This window comes from Ferrimonas lipolytica (assembly GCF_012295575.1).
Lineage (GTDB): Bacteria > Pseudomonadota > Gammaproteobacteria > Enterobacterales > Shewanellaceae > Ferrimonas > Ferrimonas lipolytica.
In genome coordinates this window covers 967984-989271 of the sequence record NZ_CP051180.1, presented here as the reverse complement: position 1 = coordinate 989271, position 21288 = coordinate 967984, and the positions used below count along the sequence as shown (strand labels likewise).

The window sequence follows — 21288 nt, the reverse complement described above, 5'->3', positions numbered from 1 at the left end:
GGCGTTATATGCTTTATTCGATTAGGTAGTTCAAATGAGTCGAAAGAAATTTATGGAGTCTGTGGGGGCAACCTGCAGAAACTGGAATTGGAGTTGGTCATTCGTTAATCACGATGAAAAGTTTGTGGTTTTTGGTCATTGGGATGTACACAAAGATGGCTTAATCTTTGATGAAAGTTGGAAAGGTGCGGGGAGAAAGCAGTCACTCGAGCACGTATCTCTCATTCAGGAGCATGGGTACAGTTTAAAAACGTTCCCAATGCAGTACGATGAAACAGATACTGGTACCGCCAAAATTAAAAGTTTCGACTGGATTCTTGAGGATAAGCATTTAGCGGAAGTTGGTGGTCTTTGGTATGCGTTAAGTTCCTCTGAACACGAGGTTGTCACAGCTATAGAAGAGGTTGTTAACCCCGAGACTTACACTGAGGGTGCAACGAAGAGAATCTCTGTAAATGCATATGAACGTAACGCTGATGCTAGAGCTAAGTGCATATCTCATTATGGGTGCAAATGTTATGTTTGCAACTTTGACTTTCAAAGTGTTTATGGTGATATCGGTAAGGGTTTTATACATGTGCACCACGAAGTTGCACTTGCTGATATAAAGCAAGAGTATGATGTTGATCCAATCAATGACTTAAAGCCTTTATGTCCTAATTGTCATGGAATCATACACAGAACACATCCGCCGATATCCGTCGATGCTTTGATTTCCCTGTTAGGTGACAAGGTTTAAGACGCATATAAAAAACTGTTTAAGAGTGATTCGCAACGCGTGGCATTTTTACTATGCGTTAGCTTTAGTGGTTAAGGTGGTATGCGGCGGCTTCGGTATTTCGCCGCTCACACCTTAATTGGGCGTTAGCACTCAAGGCGTCGCAAAATCTTCACACTGTTCTCTATCACTTCAGAACTTGCGCCTGTCATATAGGCAGTCGTGATTGCCCCTTCTTTTAATAAACATATCGCATTAAGTAAATCCTCTGAATTCCCACCTAGTTTGCTTTGTATTAACTGACGTACTTGCTCTTTGTGGTAGCGACAATAGGCAGATATTTCACTTTGATTATCATGAAATTCCGCCGAAGTGTTTATAAAGAAACAACCGTTAAAACCGCCTAGTTCAGGCTCTTCACCATCAAACCAACCCTCTAAAGAGCGGAATAGTGTATCAATCAACTCTTTATTATTGGCTGTGCTTTCAAGTTTAGTTTCAAGCCATTGCATAAAGGTAAGGTGTCTTTTTTCTAAAGCCTTAAGTACTAGCTCTTCTTTGCTGTTGAAGTGACTGTATAGCGTCTTCTTAGCTACACCAGAAACCTTGACTACTTCATTGATTCCAATGGAATTAATACCGTGTCGGTAAAAAAGTTCTAATGCTGTGCTTAATAGTAAGTCTCGTTTTTTGCTCATAAAAACACCTCAAGATTGATTATGTATATTGACAAAGGTAGACCGATCTGTCTACAATTAAAAGTAGACAGATTGTTCTACTTTTTGTTGTGAGGTTTATATGAATCATTATGTGTCTGCTTTAGTCGCAGGAATTGGGGCTTCTATTACTCTTGGTCTTCTCTTGATGGTAGAGGCTAATGTGGAAAGTGCAGCTTTGGTAATGGCTCCATTTGGGGCAACAGCAGTCTTAGTTTTTGGTTTGCCACAAAGCCCACTGGCTCAACCCAAAAATGTAATTTTTGGTCATTTGATCACAGCTACTATTGGTATAGTGTTTTCCCAGTATGTAGGTGTCACACCAATGAGTTTGGCTATTGCGACAGGGTTAGGGATTACATGTATGTTGGTATCTAAAACAACGCATCCACCGGCAGGCGCGAATCCAATTCTAATTATGTTGGCAGGGCATGGTTGGTTATTCTTAGTTACACCGGTATTGATTGGCTCTATCGTGATAGTTTTGATGAGTAAAGGTCTTCAAAAGGTTCAACAATACAGTTTAAAATCAGAGTGCTAACAAAGCATTTAAGAGTGATTCGCAATGGGTCTCCTTTCTCATCATCTGCGTCTGCAATAGGCTGGTTGGTATAACTCGCTATCTAGTCCAAAACGCTTCTCTGAACTGCTCCAATGCGGCAGAAGGTGTACGGCGGTAGTGCTTTACCCTTTGTATCAGCACTCGCCAAGTCGGTGCTTTAACAGCATTGGAAACAACACTTAGTTGCTGCACAGCCTAATTAATGGTCTCTCATGCAGAAGCCATGACCAAAATGGATAGGCCAACCCATTAACAATGGCAGCAGAATTTATCATTAAAACCATATTAAATGACAAACTATGCCGTGGTTAACAGTATAAGCATCGCCATTGGGTATGATATTAAATAGCCAAGTTCGATGAACAACAATCGATTGTTTATATTAAAATGGAGTTTTAAATGCATGAGTTGTCATTGTGTCTAGAAACAATAGAATTAATTGAACGGCAAGCCGCCAAACATAATTTTAGACGGGTAAAACAACTATGGATAGAGATTGGCGCACTCTCTTGCGTAGAGCCTGAGTCAATTCGATTTGGGTTTGAAACCTCAGCGCGGGGTACCATTGCCGAAGGCTGTAAACTCCACCTAAAGCAAACCCTTGGGCAAGCCACCTGCCTTAGCTGCGAGCGCGAGGTAACGGTTGATAGACGCGGCCAGTGTTGCCCCCACTGCCAAAGCTTTCGGCTTCATGTCACCGGTGGCAATACCATGCGAATGCTCGAACTCGAAGTAGAATAACACCGGCTGAAGTGATTCAGCCTCGCGTTAATGTTGTTGCCATGACCGTAATACCACACGGTCATTTTGGTTGCGCCTAACCCAACCATCCACCTCCATTTTGTTTACCAATGGAATGGCGTATTTACGGCTAAGCCCCGCAGATTCTTTTATTTCCGCCATCGAAACAAGGGAACCAACCTCGCGGTCTGAAACAATTGATTTAATCAGCTGTTGATAAAGTTCAGCGTCGTAAATAATACTCTTATCGAGTACCACTACATATTTTAATCGCGCTAGATTACGGATCCCTTGTTTGTCGCTGCTGCTGGTTAGTTTGGCTAACTCTAACCCCTGCTTGCCTAATTGCCGCGCTTGGCTGAGCAAGCTGCGCTCGCTGTCAACCAGTTCATCCTCGGAGTGGCCGCCGCCTTTTACCCACAAATCGCGACTGAGCCGCACTAGCTGTTGGCTTTTAAGCTGCTGCATTACAGTGGCAACAACCCCCAAATCGAGCCGCAATCTTGACGCAAGCTCTTGGCTTGAAAGTGCCCTTCCCGCTGGTGTTAACAGTTCTAGTAACAGTTTCGAGGTTTGCTCGAGCCACTGGGGCATAAAGGCGTAGTTGCCCTCAATAAGGATTGACGAAGGTGCTAGTTGCGGCGGAATTTCGGCCGCCTCAATGCAGCCAAACAGCTGCAATTTCAGCAGTGGGTACTGCGGCGCTACCAGCGGCAACGGTTGTTTCGCCAGCAGTTGATACAGCGGCTTGCGATAGTGGGTAACAATGGGTTGATGCCACGCTACCTGTGCGCTGTGTACCAGTTCGCTGCCGCCGTGACGGATCAGCGCCAGCCGTTGCCCAAACTGTACCGACACTGGCTGTTTAAAGGTCAACCGTGCCATCCGTTCACCGCGTACATAGACAAAATGCGCCAAGCCATGCCAGGTACCTAGGGCTACCTCAACCTCAAACGCCCGCTTGGTTTGCAGTGGTTTGCTGTCGGTTAGCTTGAGAATCAGCTCATAGCAGCCCAAATCCGCTTGCGGCTCATTGGTGAGTCGACAGCCGCGCACCACATCCCGTCGGTGCACGCCCTTCAAACCAATGGCCACACGGCAACCGGATTGAACGCTATTAACGCTTTGGCGGTAGGCCTGTAACGAGCGCACTTTGGCAAGCCGATTACCCGGTTGCAGGTACACTTTGTTGCCAACCGCAAGTTGGCCTGTCCCTAAGGTGCCAGTGACAACCGTTCCCACGCCATTAACGCTAAAGCTTCGGTCAACGTAGTAGCCAAGGGCGTCGCTAGCGGCACTAACTGCGGCGCTGTCGTCATTGGTTTGCTCAAACAGCAGTTGTTGCAGTGCAGCAATATTGTGTCCGGTTACAGCGGACGTGGTAATAACCTCTGGCACTTCACCAGTCACGTCCATTACCCGCTCTAACAGATCCTCTTCCAACAGCGCCAGCTGGGCAGCGTTAGCAAGGTCAGACTTACTGATGCACACCACATAACGGCGACAGCCCATGGCGTGCACTACGTCGAGGTGGTTGGCGGTCATCGGCATCCAGCCTTCGTCGGCGGCAACAACCAGCAACGTAAGATCCAGATGCCACGCACCAGCAACCATATTGCGTATGTAGCGCTCATGCCCCGGTACATCAATAATGCCAATGCTTCTTCCCTGCCCATCATGGCAATAGGTGAAGCCGAGATCCTGCGTCATTCCTAGTTGGCGCTCATGTTGCCGCGCCACCTGTTGGCCACTGAGCGCTTCCACTAATGCGGTTTTGCCGTGATCAACATGCCCTGCTACCCCAACAATGGCTTGTGCTACCGTCATACTTCGGCCTCTAGCAGTTGCTTATCTAGCTGTTGCAGCAAGGCGATAACGGTTTCCATCTCATCGTCGCCAATGGTGGCCATATTAAGCAATACTTGCTGCGATTGAATGGTGCCAATAATCGGTATAGGCAGCTGCCGCAGCTGTTGCAACAGCCACACTGCTGGGCGCTGGCAGCTAATCGATACCCCCCAACACTGGCGCTGCCATATTGGTAAGGTGCCACCGCCAATCATCAGCGCCATCGGTACGGCCTTAAATCGATGCGGAAAACGCTCAACCAGCTGTTGTGCTCGGATTTCAGTTAGCCCCACCTGCTCAGTTTTTTGGGCGGCAACGCCACTGCCGCTCACATCCTTATTGAGCTTGCGGATCAGCAACTCTTCCAGCAATGAATGAACAATCTTGCTCGGCCTAAAGGTGCGCATTAGTGGGTGACGTTCGATGCGCTTAATCAGCTCTTTGCGGCCACAGAGGATCCCCGCCTGCGGTCCGCCAAGGATTTTATCGCCCGAGAAACAAACCAAGTCCGCACCTGAGCTGAGGTAACTGGCAACCGAGGCCTCTTCAGCGGCAAAGCGCTCGGTGGTCATGCCGGAGCCCTGATCTACCGCCAGAATAATGCCTTGTGGCAACCCTTTGGCTACCTGTTTAATGTCTGGCGATTCAGTAAAGCCCTGAATAGCGAAGTTTGACTGATGCACCATCAATACCATTGCGGTGTTGTCGCTAATGGCATTGAGGTAATCATCTGCGGTGGTGATGTTGGTGGTGCCTACCTCAACCAAGGTGGCACCAGACAGCGCTAAGATATCTGGAATACGGAAACCACCGCCAATTTGGATCTGTTCACCGCGGGATACAATCACCTCTTTGCCGTTCGCCAATGAATGCAACAACAGGTAGATCGAGGCGGCATTGTTGTTAACCACGGTGCAGTCTTCAGCGCCGACCAAGGCGGTAAACAGCTGCGGCAGCAACCCCTTACGCTGGCCGCGCTGACCATCAGCAAGGTTAAGCTCAAGGTTGTTGTAGTGGGTGTTTATCTCAGTAACCGCTTGCCACACGGCGGCATCAATAGGCGCCCGCCCCAAGTTGGTGTGCAGTGCCGTTCCGGTTGCGTTAATCACTCGCTGCAAACGTTGCTGCAGCCGCTGCTCGCAGCCCTGCACAATCAATTGTTCTAGTTGCTCAAGATTGGCGATATCGGCATAACGATTGTGCCGTGCCTGCGCTAACAGTTGCCTAATAACATCGGTGACGATGCTACGGCTCAATCGGCTTTGGTAGCAACTGATAATTGGACGCTGTAACAGTTGTTCGACCTGAGGCGGTTTAAAGGAGATTACTGAAGGATGCGACATGACTCTTCCTGAACATAAAGATGGCTCGAATGAGCGAAGAGTTGGCGGAAGAGGCAGGAATCGAACCTGCCAAAGCTATTTAAGCTCACTTCGGTTTTGAAGACCGGGAGGGCCACCAGACCCCATCTCATTCCGTATTGATATCTATATTACCCACCAATAAATATATTAATTTGACCTAGTTCAAATCATTTAAATGATAAATTAGTTCGATTGTTATTTATAACAATAAAAATACTGGCGCCATATGGCGCCAGTAAATAACATTCAACTTAGCCGACTATTTATTAGTAACCGCATTAGTAACTGAGCTGTTTTCGACGATTAACGTTGGCCGGCGGTGAATAACCCAATACACCAGACCAACAAAGAAACCACCACCGATAATATTACCAAAGGTAACTGGCATTAAGTTCTTAATAAGGAAGTGACCTACTGTTAGATCTGCAAAGTCTGCTGGGTTAGCACCACTGGCAGCCCAAAATTCAGGGCCAGCGAAGTTAGAGATAACAATACCCATTGGGATCATAAACATATTTGCAATGCTGTGTTCAAAGCCACAGCAAACAAACATCGCCACCGGCAGGATCATCGCCATGATCTTATCGGTAACGGTGTGGCATGAGAATGTCATCCATACGGCCAAACACACCAGCATGTTACATAAGATCCCAAGGGTAACCGCTTGCCAGAAGGTGTGGTGGATTTTGTGCTGCGCAATCTTCATGGCGTGAACTCCCCATTCACCACCATTGCCCATGTGCGATTGCGCCATCCAAATAAGGAAGACGAAGAAGAAGGCACCGGCCATATTACCGAAGTAAACCGTCACCCAGTTAACCGCTAATTGTTTATTGGTAATCTTACCACTGGCACGAGCTACGGTGGTTAACACCGTGGAGGTAAACAGCTCTCCGCCACAGATCACCACCAGAATCAAACCAAGACTAAATGCGATGGCGCCGATAAACTTGGCCATGCCCCAAGACATGTCGCCGGAGCCCGTTGTTACCGTTGTATAGAATACGAATGCAATGGAGATGAACACCCCGGCAGTGACCGCCAAAGCAAAGGCAGTTATTGGGTTTTTAGTGGCTTTACCAACCCCAACGTCTTCTGCTTTTTTAGTCATGTCTGGCGGTAACAATGCGTCGAAAGGATTTTTCTGTCCGGCCATAATCTCGCTCTCTCTTATTTTGACAATTCACGGCCAACGAACGATACAAATGGTCAGCCGACTCACAAAATAAATAGCAATGACCGTGCCACAACAATAAATATCGGCCTAAAGCCGCATGACTCCTGCTTGATAGTGCATTAGCTGATGTATGACGAATATTTTTACAGCATAAAAAACGACACTAATGTCGATTATTTAGACGACACAGTGTCGATATTTATAAATGAATAGCAGTCATTAATTGACACGTTAAATAAATTAATGAACGTTATATTTATATTAACTAGAATAGTTACCACTAATATAACTTAGCTCACAATTCTAGATGGTTGGCAGTAAATATTGGCACGACCGGCACGACAAAATCCCACCAGTGTTAATTGATAGTTATTGGCAACGGTAACTGCCAGTTCGGTTGCGGCGGACACCGCCAACAAGATCTCGATTCCGGCACTGGCGGCCTTTTGCACCATTTCGAAACTGGCGCGGCTGGTTACAGCAATAGCATGACCTTGGATTTCGCCTTGCAACATAGCGCCAATAAGCTTATCCAACGCAATGTGACGACCGACATCTTCGCGAATCAACAACAGCTGCCCTTGTTGGTCGAGCAGTGCTGCAGCGTGTGTCGCACCGGTCAGTTTGTTGAGCCATTGCCGTTGTTTCAGCTGGCGCATTCCCAACTCAATCGCATCAAAGTCCATCGATTTGCTGTTGGCTAAGCGTGGTAATGGCCGGATAACATGGTCCAGTTGCTCGGCACCACAGATCCCACAACCGGTGCGCCCAGCCATCGATCGCCGTGCCCGCTTCAACTGTTCAAACCGGCGCCCCGCCAATTCAATCTTTACCTCAACACCATTACAGCCTTGGGCAATTTCCACGCCGTAGATCTCCCGCGAGTGGCTGATGATCCCTTCAGTAAAGGAGAAGCCATAGGCCAGATCAATAATGTCTTGATCGGAACACATCAATACGGTGTGCGCGATGCCATTGTAGCTCAGGGCAATCGCTCGCTCCGCCGCTAAATCATCAATAAAAACACGTTTGTCGCCATCATGCTGTAAGCGCCAGATCTCTCGACTTTGGGATACCGATTTAGCCATCGCAGCTTGGTGTTTAGGAAGGTTTAAACTGGCCAACGTTTCAAAGTTCGTTTCTGCTTCAGTGCCGGCTAACGTCTTGCTGTCGTTCATATCCATAGTGCACCTCAAACGATGATTGGCCACGCCATATGCTGGCGTTATGCATCACCTAATAAAAGTTTTGGTCGAGATCCCAAGCCGCTGCATTCTCGATAATAATGTGGTTCGTTTTAGCCCCAATCGATTGGCTGCGCCTCGTGGACCAGCGACAATGCCATTGGTTTCTTTCAGAATCTGGACGATGCGATCGCGCTCTAGACTTGGCTGTTCAGTGCGATTCGTCGCTTCCGTCGTTTGCGGTTGTGAGCCACTGGGTTGGCTAGCGGGTGTTGGTTGTGACTGGGGCTGGGGCTGGGGCTCCGCTGCCAACGGCTCAAGCTCAAGCATGTGGCCACTTTCCAATTCCGCCAGCGCCTGCAGCTCTGCCACCGGCAGATTGAGTACATTGCCACGGGTTAACACTACCGCCCGCTCAATCACATTACTCAACTCACGGACATTGCCTGGCCAGTCCAACAATGCCAACAGGCGCAGGATTTCAGCGGGAATACTGGTAATGTTGCGGTTCATCTTTTTGGCATAAAGGCGGGTGAAGTGCTTGGCCAGTAACGGGATATCTTCTCGTCGTTCACGCAGTGGTGGCAACTGAATTGGCACCACGTTTAGGCGATAAAACAGATCGCTACGGAAGGTTTTCTTCTCAACCTGTTGGCGCAAATCGAAATTGGTTGCGGCGACCAGCCGAACATCAACCGGAATGGGCTGATGACGCCCTACCCGCTCAATCTCACTCTCTTGCAGCACTCGTAGCAGTTTAGGTTGCAGCTCCAGTGGCATATCGCCAATTTCATCTAAGAACAAAGTGCCTTGGTTAGCGTGCTCGAAACGGCCAATTCGTTGATTGAGCGCGCCGGTAAAGGCGCCCTTTTCGTGGCCAAACAGGTCACTTTCAAACAGCCCTGCAGGGATCGCCGAGCAATTCATGGTTACCATCGGCTTGGCGCTGCGCCCACTGAGGCGATGGATAGCCTGAGCGACCACCTCTTTACCGGTGCCGGTTTCACCGCAGATCAGCACGGTGCAATCACTGTCGGCCACCATTAGGACTTGCTGCAAAACCTTGTCCATCACCTCGCTTTTGCTGATGATCTCTTCAAATACCTTGGACTTGGTGCCCGGCTCCTCTATCACTGGAACCACTTCCTGCGACGCCGCTAACATTTTGCTTTGCTGGTTCAACTGGATGGCGTTAACCCCCATTGATACCCGCGCGGCCACCTGCTCCAGTAAGCTAACAACATCAGCACCGAAGAAATCCGCTTGGCGATGTTCACAGCGCATAACCCCAACGACTTTATCGCGGAAACTGAGCGGCACAATGCACGCTTGTAACATACCGGCAGACAACTGCTTTTCGCAGCTATGGCATTTGTTCAATAGCCCCAGCTCAGCGTGGTTTAATACCAATGGCTGCCGTTGTTGGATTACCTGCTGGTACAACGATTTTCTCAGCTCGGTATAGTGCGCCTGACATTTAGATTCCGAGCCCAAACCCATTTCAAAGTCGAAGCAGCGCAGTCGTTCCGACGCTTGTTCTAATGACATCAGGCTGCAGGATTGAATGGTTAAATAGTTATTTAGGCAGACTGATAATGAACGAGCTAAATCATTAAGTTTGTCTTTATCTATCACTGCATTGGTCACATCAACTAAAAATGCAGAGTTATTACTCGGAGGTAACAAATACTGTGATCCAGTTTGAACTAGAACCTTTTCTAATGCGGTAGAACATATAGCTGCAATACCATTCAAGTAATCTAATATATTGCCCTCTACCTGCTTAACATCATTGATATAAAATTCAATCATTCCTAATTGATTGGTGCAGGTACGCAGCGGCAGGCATATGTAATTGTTTACATTCTCATAGCGAAAGTTACGCCGAGCCGACTCGAAACTACTGATATTATTAACTGGTAGAAGTACTGAGTTCGAAGGTGATTCTTGAAATGACTCGATTTTTAATTCTGGTTCAAAGCAGGAGTAAGACCGTAACCAAAAATTATTTAAATCATCGATGATAAGATTTATACCATCAATAAATCGATGATTATTTTCATAATCCAACAAAACATTTGACAATTGTTTCATCGAAGAAATTGAATTCAATTCCTTCGAAAGCTTTTCGAATCCCTTTATAGAATAACAAGAATGCTTAGCATCTTGTTTCTTTACATTGTCTAGAGTCATTTTCGATCCGTGAAAACTGGGATTTAAAATCAATCTAAACGAATTTCTATTATTCACATAGGACTCACGTCAAATATATAATATTTTGTTAATAAATAAATGGCACCGGTCGGAGGCCCGGTGCCATTTATTACCTACTTAGCTTGCTGCATTACGCAACTTCGCCTTCAAATTACTATATTCATTTTGAACATAGTTTTCCGCCCACGTTTGATCGGCAATCGCTTCAACCTTAACAGCACAATATTTGTACTCCGGGGTCTTCGAGATCGGATCTAAGTGTTCGATGGTGAGCTCGTTACAGGCACCAATCCACCACTGATAGGTCATATAAACGCAACCAGGGTTAACCCGTTCGGTTTCCTGTACTCGAGTGATCACCTTCCCGCGACGCGACGAGATCCAAATCAGCTGTTGATCCTTAAGACCATATTTGACTATGTCATCTGGATGGATAGTCATGTATCCCGGTTCATCAGCTAATTTCGCCAAGGCACTGCAGTTACCGGTCATCGAGCGACAGGAGTAGTGGCCAACTTCGCGCACAGTAGACAACACCAGTGGGAACTCTTGGTCCGGTTGCTCTAGTGGCGCGCGCCACTCAGAAGCAAAGAACTGACCTTTACCACTTGGGGTGGCAAACTTGTTGCCAACAAACAGGGTTGGCGTGCCCGGATCGTCCTCATCAAGACAAGGCCACTGAACGCTGCCTAGACCGGCCATCTTCTCGTAGGTGGCGCCAGCAAACGTTGGACACAGCTCTCTGATCTCATCCCAAATCTCTTTGGTATCGCGGTACGACATTGGGTAACCCATTGCCGTCGACATCAATGACAGGATTTCCCAGTCAACTTTGACCCCTGCTGGTGGCTCAATCGCTTTGAAAGTGCGTTGGAAACCTCGGTCGCAGCTGCTATATACCGCTTCGTGTTCGCCCCAACTGGTGGCTGGGAAGATCACATCGGCCATTTCGGCAGTCTGAGTCATAAAGATGTCTTGCACGATAACCAGATCAAGCGAGTTCAAGGTGTTACGCAGCGCGGTTAGATCCGCTTCTGTCTGCGCAGGGTCCTCACCGAAGATGTAATAGGCTTTACACTTATCAGCATCAAGCTTGTGACCCAACTCAGTTAAGCAGTAGCCCGGCTCTGGTGATAGTTCAACCCCCCAGCGCTTCTCAAACTTCTGCCGCACGGCGTCGTCTGTGACGGCTTGATAGCCAGGATAGACGTTAGGCAACATCCCCATGTCACAGGTGCCCTGCACGTTGTTTTGGCCGCGAACCGGGCCAGTACCAACACCGGTACGACCATAGTTGCCAGTAAGCAGGGCTAAGGCTGACAAGCCTTTAACCACATCAACCGCTTGACCATACTGAGTTACGCCCATACCCCAAAGAATCATTGAGGCACCAGAGTTGGCGTAGGTGCGCATCGCTTCGCGTACTGCTTCTGCCGGCACACCGGTAATGCTTTCGGTGTCTTCCGGTGAGTACTTCATCACCATCTCTTTGAGTTCATCAAAGTTTTCGGTGTAGCGCTCAACGTAATCGGCGTCGTAAAGTTTTTCTTCGATTAAGACATGAGCAAAGGCGTTAACCAATGCCATATTGGAACCGTTCTTCAACTGCACCCATTGATCAGCGATCCGTGCGCTTTCCACGTAACGTGGGTCACAGACGATAACCTTGGCACCGTTGGCTTTGGCTTTAAGGATGTGTTTGGCTACCACCGGATGCGAGTCCGCTGCGTTGTAACCAAAGATAAATAAGCATTTTGCGTGTTCGATTTCAGTAACAGAGTTGCTCATTGCACCGTTACCTACTGTGGCCGCCAGACCGGCGACTGATGGAGCGTGTCACACCCTAGCGCAGTGATCGACGTTATTGGTTCCTATCGCTGCACGAGCAAATTTCTGCATAACGAAGTTGGCTTCGTTACCTGGCCCACGGGCTGAGCCGGTGGTCATGATCGCATCGGGACCATACTTGGCTTTAATTGCTTTTAGTTTGTCGCTGGCGAAAGTAATGGCTTCATCCCAGCTAACTGCCTCGAGTTTGGCGCCTTTAGTGCGACGGATCATTGGGCTTTTCAGTCGTGGCGTCAGTAGGTTGGTGTCGTTGAGGAAGTCCCAGCCATAGTAGCCTTTTAGGCACAGTTCACCCTGGTTTGTTCTGCCATTTTCCGGCTCTGCCCCTATCACCTTGCCGTTTTCGGTGATCAAGGACAACTTACAACCGGTCCCGCAATAGGGGCAGACGGTAATTGTTTTTTCCATGCTTACACTCTCATTTAAAATACAATCTAGTGAGCTACTAATTCATTGACTGAATTTGCCGCAGCGTCGCGCTTAAGGTGATTGATGTTTTTTAGCTCCTCTTGTTTTACCAATCGAATAGCGTTGGTCGGGCACACGTTTACACACGCCTGATCACCTTCGCAGCCACCACAGAGGTCGCACTTAAGCGCAAAGGCACGCTTGCTTTGGTTGGCAAATATAGCGGGGGTATCGGGTTTTTCGACCATGAAGGACACCACGTTCATGGCGCCATAAGGGCAAGCGACTTCACAGGTTTTACAACCTATACAGCGCTCTTGCTTTACTTGGACAAAGCCACCTTCAGAGGTAATGGCACCATTAGGGCAAACCTGAGCACAGGGAGCATCTTCACATTGCCGACACATAATCGGCGTGGTTACCTTAGCGCCTTTGACCAAATTCAAACGTGGATGAAAGTTGCTTGGGTCAAAGTCAACTAAGCTGCTATCTGAGTGCGATAGAACGCATGCAATTTCGCAGGTTCGGCACCCTATGCATTTCTGGGGATCGGCTAAAACAAACCTATTCATATCTCCATCCTTAGTATTCAAAGGGCTGGTGCTTCAATCGCCCTTCATCGTTTATAAAGCAGTTGTTGTGCCATTTTTCCTAACAGCCGAAAAATGGGGCTAAAAAAGGGCCTTTGTCGACTAACCGCCAGCTTTAGAGTAAAAAATTAGACAGCTTGGCGGCGGTTAGCGGTGCAAATCGACACCGCTCCGTCAGTAATGTCGACGGCCTCGACGACGCTTAAATAGTGCTAAAACTCCCCCCTGGCTGCCATGCTGGTAAGGTTTGATAGACGGTAGTTACCGCATCTTTAACCATGTCAGTCATTGGAAACGAAAACGCCACAATGGCCGGCTGTATGCCAATAAACTCCACCTCTGGCACGGTTTGTTTGAGTTCATCAATCAGGAAGTTAAGCGGCAGGGCGTGGGTCGACATAATGAACATCTCGGCGATAGTGGCTGGGTTGATTAAGCGGATCTCTCCCGCTTTTTCGCCGAAGTCGGCGGCATCAACCACAATTACTCGCTGCGGTTCCAATCGGCGCACTTGGTGCACCACGTTCTCCGGCATGGCGCCACCGTCGATCACCTGCCAGCCGTCAATCGGATTGTCGTTAAGCATTTGTGCCAATAACGGCCCGGCGCCGTCGTCCCCCATCATGGTATTACCCACGGTCAATACAACGTTGCTCATTAACGGCTCCTAACCATTAGGTACATATTGGGTTCGCGGCGAATGTCTGCCAACGCTCCCATCATGGTGTCGGTCAACGCCCGCTGGCGCTCGCTTAGGTTCGGTCGGCGCCCAACCTCGCTGAACGCGCGAGCTAGGGTGTCGACATGCTCTTGATAGATAGCGATTTCGCCAAAGGTGAAGTAACGGGACATCTTGTGGGCAGCGATGCTCTCTTTTGGCAGCAAACCAATCCAATCACGATACTCATCAAGGCTGCATTGCAGCCGTACCTTGAGGCAGTCTACTACCCCAAGGTGGTGGCCAATGGCGAGGCTGTAATACATCACCTGCTGCGCTTCTTCTGGCATATCCTGTTCATCAACAAAGCGTCGATTTAAGGCATAGATATAAACCTGCTCTTCCATCGCTATAGCGCCTCAATTGCCGCAGCTTTTTTAGCTGCCGCCGACTTGGTCTCGACCGGTTGCTTGACCCCAAGGCCAGATAGCGACGCTTCATGCAAGCAGGTAACGATCTCAGCTAAGCGTGGATCGTCCCGCTCGGCGAGATAGCGCTGCAGATTGGCATCGATGGTTTGCGGCGTACTCGCTACCAGCAGGTCCATAAACTCACCAGCGATGCGACCACCATGACGATAGCCCGCTAACCGCCGAGCTTCGGTTTCAATCAATACTCGCAGCTGTTGTGGCACTTCAGGGTGAGCTAATACCACCGCCTCGCCCGGTTGCTCATCGTGATGCTCCTCTTTCAGCTTTTGATCCAGCAAGCCAAGTGCTAATGCAAAGCCATAGATGGTGGCCGCAGGCGTTGGTGGGCAACCTGGGATATACACATCCACTGGGATGATTTTGTCGGTACCGCCCCACACTCCGTAGAGATCGTGGAAGATGCCGCCGTCGCAACCGCAGGCGCCGTAAGAGACCACAATCTTCGGGTCCGGCGCCGCTTCATAGGCACGCAATGCTGGCATCCGCATTGGCCTTGTAACTGAGCCGGTGTAGAGCAGGATGTCGGCGTGTTTGGGCGATGCAACTACCTTGATACCGAAGCGTTCTGCGTCGAACACCGGGGTAATGGCGGCAAATATCTCAATTTCACAGGCATTACAGCCGCCGCAATCGACCCGATATACATAGGCAGAGCGTTTGATTTCAGCTAGCAGGGTCGACTTCAGTTTGACCGCATTGGGATCTGGTTTAACCGGCACCGGTGCGACGTGCGCATCGCCAACTAATGGTTTAAAGCCTTTCATGCGTTACGCTCCTTAGCCAAAGACCCAATCAGTACGTTAGAACTGCCAAGCATGTTGCGCTTGCGACGGCACTCTGGGCACATCTCAATGACGCTCCGCGTGCGTTCCAATTCGGTTTTATCCTCACCCGCAGCAAGCAGCAGATCGTAGGCGTATTGCACCGCCTTAGTTGGGGCATATGGCGTGCCGCACTGGTTGCACTGTTGTAGGGTGAACACTGCCCGTTGGTACAAGTCTTTCTTCTGCCCGACCGCTAACTCAAACTCCTTCGACAGCGTTATTGCCTTGGTTGGGCACACCTCTTCGCAGCGGCCGCAATAGATGCAACGAGCCAGCGATAGTTGCCATTGACGCGCCCCGCTTTCGGCATCGGTAGTCATCACCAAGGCGTTGGCTGGGCAGGCTTTGGTGCAGGCTGCACAAGCGATGCACTGCTCTGGGGTGTACTCAGGCTTACCTCGAAAATCCGGCGCCACTTCATAAGGGGCAAACGGGTATTTCGAGGTACTTTTGCCAGCATTGGCGATGGTCTTAAATAACTCGAACATCATCGACTCCTTATTTCAGTGGCGAGTTGGTGCGCTCAATCGAGTAGCGCTCAATCTCTTGATAAGACACCGTTTGCGACTTGCCTTTCTTGGTGTCGACCAAGGTCACTCGGTCGGTACAGGAGTAGCAAGGATCTAGGCTACCGATGATCAGTGGCGCATCGGATACGGTGTTGCCGCGCAACATGTAACGCAGCACTGGCCAGTTCGCCAGCGTGGCGGCACGGGCGCGCCAGCGGAACAGTTTCTGGTTGTCGCCGGTCATGCTCCAGTGCACGTTTTCGCCCCGCGGTGCTTCGGTAAAGCCCAGCGCAAACTTGTGTGGGGTGTAGGTGAAGCCTTCAACCAGCAGTGCCCCTGGTGGCAAGTGATCAAGACCAAACTCAACCATATTGAGCGAGTCAAAGGTCTCGCGTACGCGGATCATCACCCGCCCTGCTACGTCACCTGTGGTTTCGGTTTGGATCTCCATTGGCATCGCACCATAGGACTCTAAAGTGGCCGCATGAACCGCACGTGCATCGCGTTTAAAGCCAGTACTGCGCACGGTTGGTCCTACAGGGCTGAAGTCGCGAGCAATCTTCTTATCCAGCACACCAATGCCATGAATACGGCTGTGCAGGTTAGGCGTGCTCATCAACATATCCACCAGCTGAGTGAACTCACGTCGCACCTCTTGCACCAGCTGAATCCCTTTAAGGCGCTGCTCTTTTAAGATGTCGCGACGGACGCCGCCAATTAGGTTAAGGCCGTAAGTCTTACGCGCACCGGTAAGCATCTCCGCTAACTCCATGGTTTTTTCACGAAGGCGGAAAAACTGCATAAAGCCGGTGTCGAAACCAACAAAGTGACTGGAAAGACCAATGTTGAGCAGGTGGCTGTGCAAGCGCTCCACTTCCAGCAACACGGTACGGATCATCTTGGCGCGCTTTGGCACCGGAATGCCGATGGCGTTCTCAACCGAGTTGGAGTAACCCACTGAGTGAGTAAAGCCACAGATCCCGCAGATCCGATCGGTAAGGAATGGTACCTCTTGGTAACCCAAGCGGGTTTCAGCCAACTTCTCCATGCCACGGTGAACGTAGAACATGCGGTAATCGGCATCGACGATATCTTCGCCATCAACAAACAAGCGGAAGTGACCCGGTTCATCAGAGGTGATGTGCAGCGGTCCCACTGGCACAATGCGGTTGCTGTCGTCACCCAAGATGTTGTCGAACTGGTAGGTTTCGGTATCGCTGGTTGGCATTGGCCGTTGGCGGTAATCCATTGCATCTTTGCGCATTGGGTGCAGATCTTCTGGGAAGTCATCCGGCAACACCAAGCGGCGCTCATCCGGTAGACCAACCGGTTTAAGGCCATACATGTCGCGAATTTCCCGTTCACCCCAAACCGCAGCAGGGATATGCGGAGTAATGGATGGAAACTCTTGGGTTATCTCATCCACCAAAATCTTGACCGTTACCCAGCTTTTGGTTTCCCCCTCCATGGTTAACGCATGGTAGACCGCAAAGGCTCCATTGAGACTACGCTCATCGTTACCCCACGAGACCGCCAGCCAACCATCACGCTCGTAGTAGAGCCATTTCATTACATCAATCAATGAAGTTGGCTTCACCGTTAGCGTTACTTGGTTATCGGTCTGCCACTCTTCGTTTAATACAGCGGACGGGAACAGTTGCCGCACTCCGGCAACGTAACTCGCACCCTGGTGTCTTTCTTTCGCGGTATTCGCTTCTAATGTAGTCACGGCGTTTCTCACTTATTTTGAACTAGGGTGGACACAGGCGCATCGGTCTGGATGACCCGCTGGATCGGTTCAGGCAGATTGAGGGTATTCAAGGTGGTGGTTTCGTCGCTGTTCAGTACCACCAAAGCCGCTTGGTCGACGGTGTTAAGGACGCCATCTGGGATACGGGTGCCCATGACCACCAGCAACACCAGCAGCAAGCACATTGGCGCAATCGACATCAAGCTGACATCGCCCTTGGCCACTGCGGTTGGTTTTTCGCCCATAACCAGCCCTGCAACCATGTGCGCCAAAGCCGCTAAAACCATCGACAGCACCAACAGCAGCACCACCGCAAACCACGTTTTATCAACATCAACTGCGGCGGTAACCATCATGAACTCGGTGATAAAGATCGAGAACGGCGGTACGCCACCAAGCGCCAAGGCACCACAAGCGACCATGACTGCGGTCATCGGTGCGGCTTTAAGCAAACCACGTACGACACCGGTATCACGGCTGCCATATTTCAGCAGGATGTTGCCGGCGCCACAGAACATCAGCGTTTTCGCCAAGCTGTGGTTGATAACGTGCATTAAGCCCGCCAGCGCACCGATTGGGCCAAGGCCAATTGCCATTGCAATCAAACCCATGTGTTCAACGCTGTGATAGGCCAACTTACGTTTGATGTCGTGCTGAATGATGATAAAGAACGACGACACCAACACCGACATAAAGCCAAAACCGAGCATCATCATTTGCGGGAAGGTACTACCGATGGACTCTGTGGTAATGACGTAGTAACGCAGGATGACCATAAAGGCACAGTTGAGCAGGCCAGCAGACAGCAAGGCACTGACCGGGCTTGGTGCTTCGGAGTGCGCGTCTGGCAGCCAAGCGTGCATCGGAAACAAACCAACCTTGGTACCAAAACCTATCATCACGAAGATAAAGGCCAGATGTACTAGTGCTGGGTCTAGCAAGTTGGCGTATTGACGCAGTTCAGTCCAGAAGATGGCATTGGCTGGATCGGGCAAGGTGGCCGCGCCGTTGGCGTAGCTGATGATGGCGCCGAACAGACCAAAAGCGAGGCCGACGTTACAGATAACCAGATACTTCCATGCGGCTTCCAGCGAAGAGCGCTGACCATAGAGGCCAACCAAGAACACCGAGCACACGGTGGTCGCTTCAATCGCAACCCACATCATAATGACGTTGTTCGATACCAGTGATAGCAGCATGGTTGCCACAAACATGTTGAACAAGGCGTAGTACAGCTGATGCTGACGCATGGTGATCTCGCCGTGGTTAAACTCGTGATTGATGTAACCAATCGAGTACAACCCAGTGGTGAGCGCCACCAACCCAAGCACACCTATAAACAGCGCGGTTAAGCCGTCGAGATAGAACCAGTTGCCAAATAACAGTGCCGGGCCGTCACTAATGACGCTGCCAGCTGCCATCATCGACAGTACAAACACCCCAACCATGCTGACTAAGTGTGCGGCAATGGTGATTGGCCGCCCTGCTGCACCGAGCAGCAGCGAGCCAAATCCAACCAATGCGGCCACAATCGGCAGGCCAAGCAATAGCGGAAGCAAAACATTGAGCTCCATGTGACTACCCCTTCAGTGACGTTAACTGCTGCACATCTAAGGTGTGCAGGTTGCGGAAGATCTGCCGCACCAGAATCACCATGAAGACCACGGCGAATACCGCATCGATAGTGATGCCGACCTCAACCACGCCCGGTGCCTTATTCGCCAGCAATGCCAGCATTAATGAGGAACCGTTTTCCATTAGGCAGTAGCCAAACAACTGCTTGAGGATGTTGCGCTGGCTGATGATGCACAGCAAACCGAGGAAGAAGTGGCTCAACGATACGGCTAAGGCCGGTTTTAGGTTGGCCACGATAGGCAGTTGCACCGCTTCGACGGCAAGGAAAGAACCAAAGGAGAGCGCGGCACCAATGACTAGGATCCAGCTGAAGTTGATGGATGTGGTGTCGAGTTTCGGGTCAACCATGTCGCTACAGGCCTTGTATAAGATGGCCGGTAACAGCACCACCTTGGTAACAAACGCCGTCGCCGACCAGGTGTACAACTCAGTTGCATCCATCGCACTGGCGATGGCCAAGAAGGTACAAACCAAGATCAGTGACTGCAGCGAATACAGCAAGGTAACCAGCTTTGGGCTTTTACCGCCAATCACCAGCAACGAGGTGACGATCAGCATCCCAGCAAGGTTGTTAATTACGATTTCATTACTCATCATTCTTCCTTACCCAATCCAGTTCGCAGCGATAAAGCTGGAACAGAGCGACATGATGATAAGAACCACCAACACAGCAGACATTACTGGCGGCAGTGGCTTCATGGTGGACACGGCTTCCGATGGCTCGCCAATTACTGACTTGCCGAACCAGTACATGATCCAGCCGAAACTGGCGACTGACTCAACCAACGCCAACAACAGTATTGGCATTAACCAGCTATGGACCGAGGTCAGCTCAAAGCCCGCCACAAATAACGGGAACTTGGAGAAGAAACCGTTAAATGGCGGTACCCCTGTAATGGCCAACGCAGCCACACAAAAAGCAACGGCCAACAGCGGTGAGCCTTTAACGATGCCCTTTAACTTCGGCAGCATGCGCGTACCACAGCTGTAGCTCAGAGCACCGGCAACAAGGAAGAACAGGGTTTTCGCGAAGGCGTGGTTGAAGATGTAAGCGATGCCACTTTCCAACGCTAAGCTGGAACCAAACACCGACAGCGATAACGCCAAGAAGATGTAAGCCAACTGGGTAATGGTTGAGTACGCCAGCAGTCGCTTCATATCCATCTGCGGTAGGTACATCACGAATCCGTAAATCATGGTGATGATGGCGCCAACCACACCGACAACACCGATGATCTCTGGCACTTCGCCAGCGGAGAGAATGGCGCGGGCAAAGATGTACACCCCAACCTTCACCATTGACGCCGCGTGTAGGTAAGCCGAGATAGGCGTAGGTGCTGCCATTGCATCGGGTAACCACACATGCAGTGGTAGCTGTGCTGACTTACCCCAAGCGGCCAACAAAATGCCTAGGAACACCACGGTTTTCGACTCCATACTTAACTGCGCTAAGGCAGTAAGCTCGAAGGTGCCGGTTTCTATCAGCAACATCGCTGCGGCTATAAACAGACCGATGGAGGCGACGTGAGTAATGGTCAGTGCCTTTAGTGCCGATTTCTTCGAAGACTCGGATTGGTAGTAACCAATCAATGCCCAAGAACAGATCCCAGTTACCTCGAAAAACAGCAGTTGCCCAAGGATGGTGGATGACAGTACCAAGCCGGCCATAGCACCGATAAAGGCCAGCAACAGGGCGTAGTAACGCGGTGCTGCTTCGTGCGGATGCTCGCGGTTGCCATCAGACATGTAACCGAGTGAGAACATCGCAATCAACAGCCCTATCACCACCACTGCAGCGGTAATTAAGGTACTGATTTTATCGACGGTTAAGCCAAACAGTTGGATCTGGTCAAGGGCTAGAATCGAATAGGTGACCGACTCAACACCACTACTATGAAAGGACGAGGCCAGTGCTAACACACTGATAGTGGCCAGCCCAGCGAACAGTTGCGCCACCCATTTCGCACTGCCTTTCGGGGCCAACAGCGTTAGCAATGCCCCCAGCAGTGGAATGAAGATGGTCGTTACAGCAAGATTTTCCATAACTTGCT

Annotated in this window: 19 protein-coding genes and 1 tRNA gene; 3 read left to right on the top strand and 17 right to left on the bottom strand. The window is 50.0% G+C overall.

Features of this window, described 5'->3' with window-relative positions:
• Nucleotides 1–34 precede the first annotated feature (34 nt).
• Nucleotides 35–739, top strand: coding sequence for an HNH endonuclease (locus HER31_RS04695; protein ID WP_168659511.1), 705 nt, complete (start codon nucleotides 35–37; stop codon nucleotides 737–739).
• Between the two features lie 125 nt (nucleotides 740–864).
• On the opposite strand, the gene HER31_RS04685 is transcribed toward HER31_RS04695, so the two are convergent.
• Entirely contained in the window at nucleotides 865–1416 is a 552-nt protein-coding gene (locus tag HER31_RS04685; RefSeq protein WP_168659509.1) for a TetR/AcrR family transcriptional regulator, read from the bottom strand.
• 100 nt (nucleotides 1417–1516) lie between these two features.
• On the opposite strand from HER31_RS04685, the gene HER31_RS04680 reads away from it, so the two are divergent.
• Together HER31_RS04680 and hypA are read left to right on the top strand one after the other, a co-directional pair.
• A complete protein-coding gene (locus tag HER31_RS04680; protein ID WP_168659508.1) occupies nucleotides 1517–1975 on the top strand; it encodes an HPP family protein in 459 nt (152 codons plus the stop codon).
• 420 nt (nucleotides 1976–2395) lie between these two features.
• Nucleotides 2396–2737: a hydrogenase maturation nickel metallochaperone HypA gene (gene hypA, locus HER31_RS04675; RefSeq protein WP_168659507.1), complete on the top strand. Its 342-nt coding sequence runs from the start codon at nucleotides 2396–2398 to the stop codon at nucleotides 2735–2737.
• A gap of 27 nt (nucleotides 2738–2764) precedes the next feature.
• Here hypA and HER31_RS04670 read toward each other — a convergent pair whose 3' ends face one another.
• From HER31_RS04670 to HER31_RS04595, 16 genes are all read right to left on the bottom strand, one after another.
• On the bottom strand, nucleotides 2765–4564 hold the full coding sequence (locus tag HER31_RS04670; RefSeq protein ID WP_168659506.1) for a SelB domain-containing protein: 1800 nt from the start codon (nucleotides 4562–4564) through the stop codon (nucleotides 2765–2767).
• Nucleotides 4561–5928, bottom strand: a complete 1368-nt coding sequence (gene selA, locus HER31_RS04665; protein WP_168659505.1) for an L-seryl-tRNA(Sec) selenium transferase — start codon at nucleotides 5926–5928, stop codon at nucleotides 4561–4563. The genes HER31_RS04670 and selA overlap by 4 nt, the downstream gene beginning before the upstream one ends.
• A gap of 42 nt (nucleotides 5929–5970) precedes the next feature.
• A tRNA-Sec gene (locus HER31_RS04660) sits at nucleotides 5971–6062 on the bottom strand.
• Between the two features lie 146 nt (nucleotides 6063–6208).
• Entirely contained in the window at nucleotides 6209–7105 is an 897-nt protein-coding gene (focA, locus tag HER31_RS04655; RefSeq protein WP_168659504.1) for a formate transporter FocA, read from the bottom strand.
• Between the two features lie 311 nt (nucleotides 7106–7416).
• Nucleotides 7417–8304, bottom strand: coding sequence for a formate dehydrogenase accessory sulfurtransferase FdhD (gene fdhD, locus HER31_RS04650; protein ID WP_202983606.1), 888 nt, complete (start codon nucleotides 8302–8304; stop codon nucleotides 7417–7419).
• A gap of 54 nt (nucleotides 8305–8358) precedes the next feature.
• Nucleotides 8359–10122, bottom strand: coding sequence for a sigma 54-interacting transcriptional regulator (locus tag HER31_RS04645; protein ID WP_168659503.1), 1764 nt, complete (start codon nucleotides 10120–10122; stop codon nucleotides 8359–8361).
• 519 nt (nucleotides 10123–10641) lie between these two features.
• Nucleotides 10642–12780, bottom strand: coding sequence for a formate dehydrogenase subunit alpha (gene fdhF, locus HER31_RS04640; protein WP_168659502.1), 2139 nt, complete (start codon nucleotides 12778–12780; stop codon nucleotides 10642–10644).
• A gap of 26 nt (nucleotides 12781–12806) precedes the next feature.
• Complete coding sequence (locus HER31_RS04635; protein WP_168659501.1) at nucleotides 12807–13352, bottom strand: 4Fe-4S dicluster domain-containing protein; 546 nt, start codon at nucleotides 13350–13352, stop codon at nucleotides 12807–12809.
• Nucleotides 13353–13572: 220 nt separating this feature from the next.
• Nucleotides 13573–14028 (bottom strand): hydrogenase maturation peptidase HycI, encoded by a 456-nt coding sequence (gene hycI, locus HER31_RS04630; protein ID WP_168659500.1) that lies wholly within the window; start codon nucleotides 14026–14028, stop codon nucleotides 13573–13575.
• Nucleotides 14028–14435, bottom strand: a complete 408-nt coding sequence (locus HER31_RS04625; RefSeq protein ID WP_168659499.1) for a formate hydrogenlyase maturation HycH family protein — start codon at nucleotides 14433–14435, stop codon at nucleotides 14028–14030. The genes hycI and HER31_RS04625 overlap by 1 nt, the downstream gene beginning before the upstream one ends.
• 2 nt (nucleotides 14436–14437) lie before the next feature.
• Nucleotides 14438–15283 carry an NADH-quinone oxidoreductase subunit B family protein gene (locus HER31_RS04620; protein WP_168659498.1) on the bottom strand — a complete coding sequence of 282 codons (846 nt, stop codon included), beginning with the start codon at nucleotides 15281–15283 and terminating at the stop codon, nucleotides 14438–14440.
• Nucleotides 15280–15834, bottom strand: coding sequence for a formate hydrogenlyase complex iron-sulfur subunit (locus HER31_RS04615; RefSeq protein ID WP_238786889.1), 555 nt, complete (start codon nucleotides 15832–15834; stop codon nucleotides 15280–15282). The genes HER31_RS04620 and HER31_RS04615 overlap by 4 nt, the downstream gene beginning before the upstream one ends.
• Nucleotides 15835–15841: 7 nt before the next feature.
• A complete protein-coding gene (locus tag HER31_RS04610) occupies nucleotides 15842–17581 on the bottom strand; it encodes a hydrogenase large subunit (RefSeq protein WP_168659497.1) in 1740 nt (579 codons plus the stop codon).
• 8 nt (nucleotides 17582–17589) lie between these two features.
• Entirely contained in the window at nucleotides 17590–19176 is a 1587-nt protein-coding gene (locus HER31_RS04605) for a hydrogenase 4 subunit F (RefSeq protein WP_168659496.1), read from the bottom strand.
• A gap of 4 nt (nucleotides 19177–19180) precedes the next feature.
• Nucleotides 19181–19834, bottom strand: a complete 654-nt coding sequence (gene hyfE / locus HER31_RS04600; protein ID WP_202983605.1) for a hydrogenase 4 membrane subunit — start codon at nucleotides 19832–19834, stop codon at nucleotides 19181–19183.
• Nucleotides 19835–19840: 6 nt separating this feature from the next.
• Complete coding sequence (locus HER31_RS04595; RefSeq protein ID WP_168659495.1) at nucleotides 19841–21280, bottom strand: hydrogenase 4 subunit D; 1440 nt, start codon at nucleotides 21278–21280, stop codon at nucleotides 19841–19843.
• Nucleotides 21281–21288 lie beyond the last annotated feature (8 nt).

Bases quoted from the DNA above. Each gene is read 5' to 3' on its own strand.
- HER31_RS04595 (WP_168659495.1), bottom strand. From the start codon at position 21,280: ATGGAAAATCTTGCTGTAACGACCATCTTCATTCCACTGCTGGGGGCA.
- HER31_RS04620 (WP_168659498.1), bottom strand. From the start codon at position 15,283: ATGAAAGGCTTTAAACCATTAGTTGGCGATGCGCACGTCGCACCGGTG.
- HER31_RS04605 (WP_168659496.1), bottom strand. From the start codon at position 19,176: ATGGAGCTCAATGTTTTGCTTCCGCTATTGCTTGGCCTGCCGATTGTG.
- HER31_RS04695 (WP_168659511.1), top strand. From the start codon at position 35: ATGAGTCGAAAGAAATTTATGGAGTCTGTGGGGGCAACCTGCAGAAAC.
- HER31_RS04685 (WP_168659509.1), bottom strand. From the start codon at position 1,416: ATGAGCAAAAAACGAGACTTACTATTAAGCACAGCATTAGAACTTTTT.
- HER31_RS04680 (WP_168659508.1), top strand. From the start codon at position 1,517: ATGAATCATTATGTGTCTGCTTTAGTCGCAGGAATTGGGGCTTCTATT.
- HER31_RS04615 (WP_238786889.1), bottom strand. From the start codon at position 15,834: ATGATGTTCGAGTTATTTAAGACCATCGCCAATGCTGGCAAAAGTACC.
- fdhD (WP_202983606.1), bottom strand. From the start codon at position 8,304: ATGAACGACAGCAAGACGTTAGCCGGCACTGAAGCAGAAACGAACTTT.
- selA (WP_168659505.1), bottom strand. From the start codon at position 5,928: ATGTCGCATCCTTCAGTAATCTCCTTTAAACCGCCTCAGGTCGAACAA.
- hypA (WP_168659507.1), top strand. From the start codon at position 2,396: ATGCATGAGTTGTCATTGTGTCTAGAAACAATAGAATTAATTGAACGG.
- focA (WP_168659504.1), bottom strand. From the start codon at position 7,105: ATGGCCGGACAGAAAAATCCTTTCGACGCATTGTTACCGCCAGACATG.
- hycI (WP_168659500.1), bottom strand. From the start codon at position 14,028: ATGAGCAACGTTGTATTGACCGTGGGTAATACCATGATGGGGGACGAC.
- HER31_RS04670 (WP_168659506.1), bottom strand. From the start codon at position 4,564: ATGACGGTAGCACAAGCCATTGTTGGGGTAGCAGGGCATGTTGATCAC.
- hyfE (WP_202983605.1), bottom strand. From the start codon at position 19,834: ATGATGAGTAATGAAATCGTAATTAACAACCTTGCTGGGATGCTGATC.
- HER31_RS04625 (WP_168659499.1), bottom strand. From the start codon at position 14,435: ATGGAAGAGCAGGTTTATATCTATGCCTTAAATCGACGCTTTGTTGAT.
- HER31_RS04645 (WP_168659503.1), bottom strand. From the start codon at position 10,122: ATGATTGAATTTTATATCAATGATGTTAAGCAGGTAGAGGGCAATATA.
- HER31_RS04635 (WP_168659501.1), bottom strand. From the start codon at position 13,352: ATGAATAGGTTTGTTTTAGCCGATCCCCAGAAATGCATAGGGTGCCGA.